This is a genomic window from Kocuria salsicia, from assembly GCF_007681555.1.
Taxonomy (GTDB): domain Bacteria; phylum Actinomycetota; class Actinomycetes; order Actinomycetales; family Micrococcaceae; genus Kocuria; species Kocuria salsicia.
This window is the reverse complement of the sequence record NZ_VELE01000006.1, coordinates 122,492-134,960: the sequence shown is the minus strand read 5'-3', so window position 1 is coordinate 134,960 and position 12,469 is coordinate 122,492. Positions and strand designations below refer to the sequence as shown.

The following is a 12,469-nucleotide window of genomic DNA, read 5'->3' as shown; positions in this document are numbered from 1 at the left end:
GCCTCGACCCCTATCCGGCGACCGACGCGCCGACCCCAACTACACCCTGGATCCTGAAGAGCCCCTCTGCGAGCAATATTTACGGCCCCGTTATCGAGCACCTTCCCCTCATTCCGGAAGCACACGCTCTTGCCCCCGTAGCTGCACTTCGCATCCTCCGATTGAATTGCCTTACTGAGGCTTACGCGGACCTCTGGCGGGACTGCTGGACACCCGCTATGGTGCAGGACTCTTGGACGGGCGGTCATCACCGGCCTGATCGTCCCAATCTTGGGGATGTGTCCTCGGAATGGTCGGTTGCGACTCCGTTGCGACGGGACGAGGACCGCCATCGTGCTCTAGTAGAAATTGACGCGATTATGGCGCATGTAGCGGGCATTCCTATTGATGAACTGTGCACGCTGTACCGCACCCAGTTTGGCGTGCTGTATAAGTACGAGCGCGGCGAGGACACCCAGCGCGGCAAGGTCTACGACGCCACCGGCCGCCTGATCCCCTCCACCGTGCGCACGGCATGGAATAAGGCGGGGCGTCCGGAGTACGGCCTGAGCGTTGCGGACCGCACCTACGAGACCCCCGAGGGTCGGCAAATCACCGCCCTCGAGCCCTTCCGGATCCTGGACCGCGAGGCGGACATGCGCGAAGCCTATGCCGCTTTCGCCGAGCGCATGGAGCAGGGCGTATACCAACCGGGTGTCTATGAAGGGGTCAATGGCGCATGAGTGAGCTGCTTCCCTCGCTGCAGGCCGAGGCTATGAAATCGGCCCTGGTGGAATACGTCACCACGGCCATCAAGTTCTCGGACCGCTATGCGCGGGACGCGTTTGCTGACTTCCTGAGCAACAAGCATCAGGGCATCTTCCGGGGTCCGTTCCTGCGGACGCGGTTGCCATTCCACACCGAGCCCGAGGCCTCCCCGCTGAGCGTGCTGCCGGACTGGTTCCAGCCCTACGCCCACCAGGCCGAGGCGTTCCGCCGTCTCACCACAGACCCCTCGGTGGAGGGCCCGCAGGACCGCAAAGGCCTGCGGATTCCGGAACCCACCATCGTGACCACGGGAACCGGATCGGGTAAGACCGAGGCGTTCCTTTATCCGCTCCTGGATTACGCGGTCCGGGCCCGGAAGCAGGGCGTGCACGGGATCAAGGCCATCATCCTGTACCCCATGAACGCCTTGGCCAATGACCAGGCGGGCCGTTTGGCGCGGATGATCCACGAGAACCCGGCGCTGAACGGAGTAACGGCCGCGCTCTACACGGGCGAGCACTCGGGGGCACCGCGCACGGTCATGTCCCCGGAGGGACTCATCGAGGACCGGCACACCATCCGCTCCGCGGTTCCGGACATCATCCTGACCAACTACAAGATGCTGGACCAGCTCCTCCTGCGTTCGGCGGACCGCCCGCTGTGGGAGCACTCCGCCGAGTCCTTGCGTTATCTGGTGCTGGATGAGTTCCACACCTACAACGGTGCCCAGGGAACCGACGTGGCCATGCTCATCCGTCGGTTGCGCCTGGTTTTGGAACGCCTGGCCCCGCAACGCACCGCCATGGTTCCAGTGGCAACCTCCGCCACGCTGGGGGACGAGAGCGATATCGCCCCCGTGGCGGATTTCGCGAGCACCATCTTTGGCGCTCCGTTCACCGTGGAGTCCGTGGTCACGGAACGCCGCGTCACGCAGGACGCGTTGCGTGATGCCGCGCTGGACCGTCTTCGCTCCGGGTCAGCCGTCGGCATCGACAGTGCGGATCTGCACGCGCAGGAACATCCCACGCTGACCCAGCTCCACCCGGTCCTGGAGATCCTGCCCGGTGCCACGGACGGGGCTCTGCCGGAGCCGGCCGAGCTCACCCGTCGCGTGCTCGACGTGCTCTGGCCGTCCCTGGGGGGCCTGGCGGAGAACGCCGAGCTCGACGCCGCCACCGAGCGGGATCTCTTCCTCGCCCACCCCCTCGTGAGCGCGCTTCTGTCCGCCGCAGCCCAGGCCACCTCCATCCGCGATCTCGCCGCCGCCCTTGTGCCTCACTTGGACCAGGACACCACCGGGGCTCGCTGCGTGGAGGCGCTGGGTGGCGCGCTGTCCCACGTGCGCTCGCGGGCGGAACGCAATAGTTTCCCCAACGTGGAGCTGCACCTCTGGACGCGCGAGGTGTCCCACGTGGACCGGGCGACGTCGCCGGCCGTTGCGTTTGCATGGAGCGACGATCGGGGGGCCCATGACTGTAGCTTCCTGCCCGCCATTTACTGCCGCCACTGCGGGCGTTCCGGATGGGGCGTCGCGCTCACCGGCACGGGCGAATTGGTCGTGAAACCACAGACCATCCGTGAAGCACAGGCCCGCAAATCCGGGCGGTTCCGTGCCCTGATCTCCGTGCCCGGTGTGGACCCCGAAGGCGATGAGCGCCTGCGGTTCCTTAACCCGGAGCGGTACGCCATTGAGGACGAGCTCCCGGAAGAGGACGCCGGTGATCTGGACACCCTCCCCGTGTGGATGCATGTGGGCTTGGAAGCGGACGGGCTGAGCACCAACGACAACTGCCCGGCATGCAAGGAAGACGACGGCATCCGCTTTGTGGGCTCCCGCACCGCCACGCTGCTCTCCGTGGCGCTCTCCAGCCTGTTCGGTTCGGAGGGACTGAACCTCAGCGAGAAGAAGTCGCTAGTGTTCACGGACTCGGTGCAGGACGCCGCACATCGGGCGGGATTCGTGGAGGCCCGCTCCTACTCGCTGGCGCTGCGTTCGGCGATCCAGTCCGCGCTGACAGACGAGCCCGCTCCAGTGCGGGACGTGGTCACGCGCATGATGGACCAGGCCCGCACCTCGGAGGAGCGGTACCGGCTGCTGCACCCCTCGATTGCCGAAAACGCGCCCGTCCGCGGGTACTGGGATGACTCCGAGGACCGGAACAGGCGGCGTCGTGCCCGGGAGCGCGTGGCCACCCGCCTGGAGTTCGATGTGGAACTCGAAGTGGGCCTCGTGGAGTCCTACGGGCGCACCCTGGCGGCTACCGGAACGGCGGCGGCCTCCGTGCAGGCGGCCGAGGACGAGCTAGAGACCCTGGCTCATGACGTGTTGGAATTGGCGGCACGGGAAGTGACGATCGACCTGCCCGGGATCGAAGCCCGCGGTGCCGCGCGGCCCGGCGCGTGGGTGCGCGGCATCCTGGAGCGCCTCCGCGTGGACGGTGCTATCGCCCATGAGTGGCTGCGGCGATACCGCGAAAAGGGCGGAACCCGCTACGAGATCTGGGGTGGACGCCGGCCCAAGGACGTGATGCCCGCCTTCCCACGCGGGCGACGCGCGCCCTCGTTCCCCGCAACCGGCCGGTTTAAGGAGAACACGGGGTTTGTGGACCCCACCAACTCCACCAGCTGGTACGTGGACTGGACCTCACGCTGCCTGGGCGTGGACCGGCGCCGGGCGGGATACCTGCTCAAGCCCCTGTTCACCGCGCTCACTGAGCAGCACCTGACCGACACGGTGCCCGTGATGCAACGGGGCACCGTGACCACGGAAAGCTACGGCCTGCGCCCGGAGAACCTGGTGCTGGCCACCCTCTCCGGGCCCGCCGGCATCCTGCGCTGCCCCGAGTGTGGGCAAGTGGTCACGGGACTTCCCGATACCCTGCACGCCCTGGAGGGCGGACCCTGCACCGCCTACCAGTGCAAGGGCACGCTCCACCCGGACACCCTGCGGGACAGCTACTACCGCAGCCTGTACCGCGGGGACATGCGGCGCGTGATTGCCCGCGAACACACCTCACTGCTTCCCGCGGACACACGCCTGCAGTACGAGAACGAGTTCAAGAACAGCGAGACCACGCCGGGCGCCCCGAACGTGCTGGTGGCTACGCCCACGCTGGAAATGGGTATCGACATTGGTGATCTCTCCACTGTGATCCTGGCGTCCATCCCGGACACCGTGGCCTCCTACCTGCAACGCGTGGGACGCGCTGGCCGCCTGACCGGCAACTCCCTGGACCTGGCCTTCATGACCACGCGCGGCAAGGGTTCGGCGTTCATCGAACCGCAGTTCATGCTCAACGGCGGGGTACGGCCTCCGGCGGCATATCTGTCTGCGGAGGAGATCCTGCACCGGCAGTACACAGCGTTCCTCATGGACCGCATGGCGGGAGACGAGGGCACGCCGGATCCCGCGCGCGCGGCCTCCGTCATGAAGTCCAGCGACCCCGGCACGTTCCTGGGCACGCTGCTGGCCGATGCGCGTGAGCATTCCCAGCAGCGACTGGACGAGTTCCTCTCCGCGTTCCAAGTGGGCGACGAACCGCGGTGGGGCATGACCCAGGAAGCGGCGCAGGCCCTGCGCACGTGGGCCACGTGGCCGGAGAACGGCGAGCCCAACGGGCTGGAACGAGCCATCAAGGCCTCCGTACTGCGGTGGCAGCGCGAGAAGGACGAGCTGCATCACCGCCGGGAACGCGTGGAGAAGCAGCTCCGGGCGATTGCCGATGGCACGGTGGTGATCACGGCGGAGGAGGACGGCAAGCTCGCCACAGAACTCGAGGGACAGCAACAACTCCTGGATGAGCAGGAGCAAAAGCTGGGTCTCACGGAGGACCCCGCGGCGCGCGAGCGGGAGGAACGTCGCCTCAAGGGCAGCAGCGCGCGGCTGCGTGCGGAGTCCTCCCAACTGAGCCACGAGCACTGGATCGGCGTGCTCGAACGCTTTGGTGTGTTGCCCAACTTCACCCTGTTCGATGATGCGGTGAGTTTGGAGGCCACCCTCACCTACCGGGATGAGCACGATAACTGGAAGCACATCCCGGCGGAATATGAGCGCTCGGGCTTCACGGCCCTCACCGAGCTGGCGCCGGGCAATACCTTCTACGCCGGGGGACACGAGCTGAAGATCGACTCCGTAGACGTGGGTAGTGACGGCGCCGGGGTCCGTCGGCTCGCCTTCTGCCCGGAGTGCGGGCACAGCCAGGAGATTGCCCCCACGGAGCGCCTGGACTCGTGCCCCGCATGCCACAAGCCAACCATCGCGGACTCGGGTCAGCATCTGAACGTGGTGGAACTGACCAAGGTGTCCTCCACCATGGAGCTGAACCAGGCCAAGATCTCGGACGGCCGCGAGGACCGCGAGAGCACCTGGTACGACACCCTGACCATCCCCGATTTTACGGAGTCCGACACTCGGGCGGAGTGGTCCATCGGCGGGACCGGCGTGGGTGTCACGTTCCGCCGCGGGTCACGCCTCACGCGGATGAACGTGGGCAAGCCGCGGGAGGGTGCCCGTGAGGCCACCCTCGCGGGGCGTTCGCAGCGCATTGGCGGATTCTTGATCTGCCCCGTCTGTGGTCACCAAGACGAGAACACGGACGAAAACAACGCACGGGAACACCAAGGCTGGTGCACGCAGCGCAGGGTGGAGAATCCGGAATCCGTGTCCGTGGTGTTGGTTCGAAAGCTGGTCACGGAATCCATCATGATCAGCCTTCCGCCGTCTATCACGGAAGACACCTCCGGGCGGTCCCTCTGGAGCTTCTACTGCGCGCTCATGCTGGGGTTGCGGGAACGCTTTGGCGGGGAAATCAACCATCTGAACATGGAGGTGGTTCCGGATGTCAGCCGGAACAATGCGGACTCGCTGCTGCTCTTCGATTCCGTGCCCGGTGGCACGGGTTACCTCGCGGAGCTCGCAACCCCCGAATCCCTGTGGCATCTGCTGCGCGGGGCCCACGAGTTTCTGGTGGACTGCGTGTGCCAGGACGAGGGCAGGGGCGCGTGCTTCCGGTGCCTGATGCCGCATGTGCGGGCGTCCAAGCGTGAATATCTGAGCCGACAGCGCGCCGTCGAGATCCTGGGCACCATCCTGGGTTCCAAGGAACCAGGCGAGGAGATGACCTGGCGCGTGGAGGAGGGCCGTGCGCCCGTGGGTGATGATTTTGAATCTGCCCTGGAACATCGCTTCCGCCGCTTGTTCCGCGCCGCCGTGGGCGCTTTGCCCGGAGCACAGGTGACGGACACGGTGGGCGACGGCGGTCAGGGATTTTCCGTCATGCTGGGAGGTGTCCGCTACTCCTACGCCTCCCAGGTGCTCCTGGGGGACACCCAACCGGACGCCCTACTTACCTGGCAGGGCCAGTTCGGTAGCCAGGGCGCGGCCATTTATCTGGACGGGCGCACGTACCACGCCTCCACCGCGCACAGCCGGGTGGGCGACGACGCCGCCAAGCGCCGTGGTCTGCGCGAGCGCGGCTACCTGGTGTACGCGGTGACCCACGCGGACCTGGACGCCTACGAGGCGGCACAGCGCGGGGAACCCGGTGAAGGGGTCCTCAAGGACATGTGGGTCCCACAGTTCACCCGAGCCCTGCAGCGCCAGGGTGTGGTGGATGCCGCGGACCTGAGCTATCTGGACGCCAATCCCTTTGACCAGCTGTTGAGTCTGATCAGCGACAGCAAGGCCGACCCGTTTAAGCGACAACTCAGCGTGGCCAAGAAGCTGAACCTGTTGCTTTTCACGGGGAAACCCACCCCGGTGAGCCTCGACGCCCTGACCGAGCAGGCCCGGGCCATCCTGGACACACCGCCGGGGTCACCGCTTCCGAATCCTTCGCGGACGCCGACTACCAAGGGTTTTGTCCGCCGCACGGGTCCCCTGGCGATCTTGGGGGATGTTACCCCTACCCACAGCCGGCTAGCCGTGGTGCTGGATGACCGGGACGCCGCCGTGGAATCGCCCTATTTCGCGGATTCCTGGCGCCAGTGGTTGGCGCTGTCTAACCTCCGTCAGGACATAGAGCCAGGGGCCGTGACCCTCCTGGAAACCTGGACCTCTGCCACCGAGCACGCGGCAGAGCAACAGGAGGAGAACCAGTGGCTGGATTTCTTCTCCCATGTGCCCGAAATGCAGGACGCCACCGACGCGACCGCGCCACCTCAGACAGCCGGCCGAGGTGGGGTGGACATTATCCACTCCTCGGCCTCCCTGGAGCTGGGGCCCGAATGGAAGCAAGCGGTGAAGGACGCGTTCACGGCGGAAGAAGCGCAGATTTTGACACTCGCGGGGCAGCGGGAACTTCCCTTCCCCGAGATTGGTGAGGAGTTCCAGGGATATGTCGTGGATCTGGCCTGGACCGACCTGAAAATCGCCTGGCTGTCTGATGCAGGTCTCGCGGCGGAGTTTGCCGAGGCGGCTCCCTCCGATTGGACAGTGACCGGCCCCGACATGGACACCATTCGGAACATCTTGACCACCCACGGTGACACCACTCAACGGAAGACGGAGATGCCATGACTGCGCCGCAGAAACAGCTCATCCTGGACCGAGGGTTCCTGGGCAGCTACGAGAAATCCATTGCGGGCAAGGTGAACGCCACGTTGGAGAAGCTCATCAAGGACCCCACCACCAACGGCCTGCACGTGGAGCCCATTCAGAACTGCGCGGATGATCGCGTTCGCACGGCGCGTGTGGACCAGTTCTACCGGCTCGTGCTCTTCGACTTGGGCTCGCTATGGCTGCTCTACGGCGTGTACGCGCACGACGACGCCTACCAGGTGGCGGCCAAGGCCTACGCGCGGGTGAACCCCACCAGCGGAGCGGCGGAGATCCGTCAGGTGGATTCCACCGCCATTGCCGGTGCGGAGCACTACACGGATGCAGAGCTCAAAGCGCTCGTGGAAGCGCGCGCCGCCGAGATGGTGGCGTTACAGCAGGAGGAGGGTACGGCGTCGTTGTTCCCCGAGACCCCGCGCGAGACGGTGATTGTGGCGAGCAATCCCCTGGCCGCCCTGGCCGTGGAAGAACTCACCGCACAACTGGGGGTGGACAAGTCCGTGGCCACGGTGGCCGTGCGCGCGGAGTCGGAAGCGGACCTCATGGCCTTCCTGGGCCGCGTGGGTGGCTGGCAAGCGGATGCACTGCTGGACCTCGCCACGGGGGAAACTCTGGAGACCGTGCGCGAGCGCTACACCGCGGTGGACGAGCCCGTGACGGGCGGTACCGAGGTGGGCGTGCCCTCCGAGACGGACGCCGTGGTGCGTGCAGTGACCACTGCGCGGGCGGCATCCCAGTTCCATTTGATCGAGGACGACGCCGCCCTGGAAAAGGCCCTGACCAGCGGCGACTTCGATGCATGGCGGCTCTTTCTGCACCCCGATCAGCAGGAGTACGTGGACAAAAAGACCTCCGGACCGTTCCGACTTTCCGGCGGTGCGGGGACGGGCAAAACCGTGGTGCTGGTTCACCGCGCGGTGCGCCTGGCGCGGAAGAATCCGGAGGCGCGCGTGCTGGTGGTCTCCTATACCCGCAACCTCGTGGACATGATTGCGCAGCAAATTCGCGCCCTGGACCCGCGCGTGCGCATGGCAGGGCAGCTCGGCCAGCCCGGCATCACCGTCATGACGCTCGACCAGGTGGCCCACCGGGTGCTGGGAGACGCAAACGGTTCACCGGGACTGTCTCAGGCCATGGAAGAAGTGGTGGGATGGGGCGTCCAACGCACCCCTGACTACCGCAATTCTGGCGCCTACGGGGCGAGCCCGTGGGACGAGGCCATCGATGCTGCCGGAACCGAGCTGCCCCACCAAGTGGCGGTGCCCGCGTTCTTCCAGTCCGAATATCAGGAGGTGATCCTGCCCGCGCTCATCACCGACGAACGGGAGTACCTCCGGGCGCCACGGGTAGGCCGAGGGACGCGGCTCGGGCGCAATCAGCGGCGTGCGGTCTGGACGGCCGTGCAGCGTTACCGGGCTGATGGCCTGGCCACCCAGTCCCTCGATTGGGATGAAGCGGCGGCCATTGCCGCAGCTTTCCTCCGCCGTTCCGAGGGACAGCTCCCCGCGGATCACGTATTGATCGACGAAGGTCAGGACTTCACCCCCACACGCTGGCAGCTGGCCAGGGCAAGCGTGGCAGAGGGCCCCGATGACCTCTTCATTGCTGAGGACTCCAACCAGCGAATCTATGGCCAGCGCATTGTGCTGGGCCACTACGGCATCAAAGTGGTGGGGCGTTCTCGGCGGCTCCGGCTGAACTACCGCACCACCGAACAGAACCTCGCGCTGGCTCTCAAGGTTTTGGAGGGCGGCGAATACAACCTGGACGAGGTCGAAGGCGAAGCAGCGGACCACTCGAATGAGCGCTACGTGTCGAGCCGCTCCGGGCCCGTGCCCGTTCTGCTGCCCGCTCGGGATCTCGCGCAGGAATACGAGCTCGTGGCCGGACTGGTGACCAGGTGGCTCAAAGAACTGGCGGACGAGGGCCTTTCCGCCAGCACCCTGGGCATCCTTACCCGCACCAAGAAGCAGCGCGACGCGCTGGTCCGCACCCTGGGAGAACTGGGCGTCAACGCGGCCCCGGTGGATAAGCAGGACATTCCGCAGGGAACCCCCGCAGTGATGACCCTCCACCGGGCCAAGGGCACCGAGTTCTCCCGCGTGCTGTTGTTCGACGTGAGTGAAGCGTCCATTCCGCGGTTCTTTGCCGGCAGCGACTATGACGAGAAGGCCCACGAGGACAACGCCCTGCGGGAGCGCTCGCTGCTGTATGTGGGAGCCACGCGCGCTCGGGATGTGCTGGCGATTTCGTGGAGTAAGAAGGCGAGCCAGTTCTTGCCGTTAGCAGAAGAGGTCCGGTCATGACAATGTGGGGTATCCACAACGACGTTCTCGCTGAGGAGCTGCTCTCCGAAGGGTTTGTCTCGATCGGATGGGAGATCGGGGATATCTCTCACCTGGGCGACAACCCCGAGCGCATCAAGGCGGCCCTTGTTGCCAGTGAACCCAGTGCCAAGCAGGGGGCCATCGCTGTTTGGGCGGGGATTCAGCGGCGTTTCGCCTTCGAGATGGCCGAGGGGGACATCGTGATCTTTCCCAGCAAGACGGATCGGACGTTGAACTTTGGTGAGGTCACAGGGCAGTACCGGTACCACGCCGGAGAGCGAACCCATAAGCACAGACGTGCCGTGCGGTGGCTCAAGACTGGTGTCCCCCGCGGGATCTTTCCGAAGTCGGCCCTCTATGAGATTGGATCAGCACTCACGCTGTTCCAAGTGAAACGCCATGCGGGTCTCTTTCAGGAGTTCTTAAACGCGCCTTCCGAAGACGCCTTCGTAGCGTCGCTGCAGACCGGCGAAAGGACCTCCTCTGTCCCAGCGGGGCTGCCGGCCCCTCTTGAGGAAATGGCCTCCCCGGCCAATCTGGAAGAGGACGGGCACGATGCGCTACCGACTGCGAAGCAGATCGAGGACAACACCAACGACTTCATCACGCGGACCCTCCTGGAGGACCTTACGCATCAAGAGTTCGAGAACTTCGTGGCTGATCTCCTGAGGGCCATGGGCTATCAAGCGCGCGTCACCACCTACACGGCGGACGGGGGCGTAGACGTGCTCGCTCACAGGGACGTCCTCGGTCTTGAACCGCCCCTCATCAAGGTTCAATGCAAACACACCGCCTCCACCAAAGGGCGCCCCGATATTCAAGGCCTCCTGGGGACGCTGGGAGCCAAAGACGAACATGGCTTGTTCGTGACCCTGGGCTCGTACAGCAGCGAGGCGGCCGCACTGGAACGTGAACGCCACAACCTCCGGTTGCTGGGCGGGAAGGAAATCACGGACCTTACGCTGACCTACTACGAGTCACTCCCCGCCACGTGGCGGGACAAGCTGCCACTGAAGCGAATCTACGTGGTGGACGAGAACATCTCCTAGGTGTACTGACCGGGCACATTGATTGACGTTCTGGGTTGACCTTGACGCAACGGCAATGTTTAGCGTTGCTGGCATGACCGTGACGATGATCGACAGTCCAGCCCGGATGCGGGCGATGGTGAGCAGCTCCCCCGAGGACTGGCAGGACGCAGCTCGCAGACTCTGGCAGCCGATGGCTGGGATGTACTTCTTCATCCCTGGTGGGCCGGACTTAGCCGCAGTCCATACTCAGAATTTCGGGTTCGGGCCCGATGCCGCCAACGACGAGATCCTGGGTGCGATCGACGATCTGGAGCGAGCCGATGCGTGGGGCCGTATCGAGCGAGCGCTCGATATGGGGCTTCGAGAGCTCGCATCGGCGAATCCGACACTGACGGTGCCCGACCTCAAGGTACTGCTCGTGCTTGGTGATCCCACGAACAGGCACTTTATGGATGAAATCCGCGGCTTGTCGGCCTTCGGCGGGATCAGCGGCTACATCGCCATCACTGTCTGGCCGACCAAGGAGGTCCTGGATCGCCTGGAAGGCATTGCCCTGCACGAGTTGCATCACAATGTGCGCTACTCGCCAGGCGGTGTGGTGTGGGAGCCGCAGACGGTCACGGTCGGGGAACATGTGGTCGCTGAAGGTCTCGCGGACCTCTTCGCGGTGGGCCTTGTGGGCGAGCAGGGGTTCACACACTTCGTCAGCCAGGAGACCCGCACCAGCAACGCGGTGCTGCACCGCGTCGGTGAGGGACTCGCCGTGACCGGAATGCAGGACTTCGCAGCGTGGGTGTTGGGCGACGCGAGTGCTCGCCTGTTCGGCGCGACACCGGTCGGTCTTCCCACCGGGGCCGGGTACGCGGCGGGAGCCCGGATCGTCACGGCCTACCTGGATGCCACTGGGCAGCCGGCCGCGGCGGCGGTGACCACGCCGGCCGAAGAGATCCTGGCGGTATCCCTGTCCCAGTTGGGTCTGGGGATGCCAACTCGCTAACAGGAGGGCCGTGCTCGTGGAGTGGACTGTCCAAGAACTCGCTGATCGCGCCGGTGTGAGCGGCCGGACGCTGCGCCATTACCACCAGATCGGGTTGCTGACCCCGGACCGGATCGGCGCGAACGGCTACCGCTACTACGGCCCCACCGCTGTGGCACGCCTGCAACGGATTCTGCTCCTGCGTGAAGCTGGGCTGAGCCTCGCTGCCATCAGCGAGGCACTGGCCTCCGGCGCGAACCCGGATGACGAGATCAACGCACTCGAGGGGCACCTGGCACACCTCGAGCATGAGCAGGAAGCGCTGGGACTTCGCATCGCTTCTGTCGAGCACACTCTGGCGATGAGACGCGAGGGACGGCAACCGCGGATGGACATGATGCTCGAAGGCTTCAATGACCGGTACGAGGCGGAGGTCACCGAGCAGTGGGGCCGCGACGTGTTCGAGCAGTCCAATCGGTGGTGGCATGCCAAGAACCTCACCCAGCAACGCCAATTTCAAGCCGATGCCGAGCAACTCCTGACCCAGTGGGGCGAGCTCCACCAATCCGGTGTCTCCCCGTCCAGCGATCAGGCTCAACAGCACGCAGCGGTCCACGCAGCCTGGTTCGCCCAGATCCCGGGCACACCGGGGCACGCCGGTGACATCGATAAGACCCGCGCCATGCTCACCGGCATGGCCAACCTCTATACCACCAACCCAGACTTCCATCCCGCGTTCGGGGGAGCCGCAGCCGCAGACTTTGCCGCCCAGGCATTGCGCCACTACGCCCAGCACCTCTGATCAGCGCTCTTCGGGCTGGTGGCGCACCCG

At 65.5% G+C, this 12,469-nt stretch carries 5 protein-coding genes and 1 pseudogene; all 6 read left to right on the top strand.

Translation table 11 applies throughout. The annotated features are described in order from the left end of the window. Positions 1–722: pseudogene (locus FS770_RS13905) on the top strand (hypothetical protein); the annotation flags it as partial. After that, positions 719–7,264: a DEAD/DEAH box helicase gene (locus FS770_RS09880; RefSeq protein ID WP_145011486.1), complete on the top strand. Its 6,546-nt coding sequence runs from the start codon at positions 719–721 to the stop codon at positions 7,262–7,264. The pseudogene FS770_RS13905 and the gene FS770_RS09880, both read left to right, overlap by 4 nt. Next, positions 7,261–9,609, top strand: coding sequence for a 3'-5' exonuclease (locus tag FS770_RS09875; protein ID WP_145011483.1), 2,349 nt, complete (start codon positions 7,261–7,263; stop codon positions 9,607–9,609). Before FS770_RS09880 ends, FS770_RS09875 begins: the two co-directional genes overlap by 4 nt. Next, positions 9,606–10,679: a restriction endonuclease gene (locus FS770_RS09870; protein WP_145011480.1), complete on the top strand. Its 1,074-nt coding sequence runs from the start codon at positions 9,606–9,608 to the stop codon at positions 10,677–10,679. The genes FS770_RS09875 and FS770_RS09870 overlap by 4 nt, the downstream gene beginning before the upstream one ends. A gap of 73 nt (positions 10,680–10,752) precedes the next feature. Beyond that, positions 10,753–11,658 carry a DUF2268 domain-containing putative Zn-dependent protease gene (locus FS770_RS09865; RefSeq protein ID WP_222126510.1) on the top strand — a complete coding sequence of 302 codons (906 nt, stop codon included), beginning with the start codon at positions 10,753–10,755 and terminating at the stop codon, positions 11,656–11,658. Between the two features lie 16 nt (positions 11,659–11,674). Further along, positions 11,675–12,439, top strand: coding sequence for a MerR family transcriptional regulator (locus tag FS770_RS09860; RefSeq protein WP_222119050.1), 765 nt, complete (start codon positions 11,675–11,677; stop codon positions 12,437–12,439). The last annotated feature ends 30 nt before the right edge of the window (positions 12,440–12,469 follow it).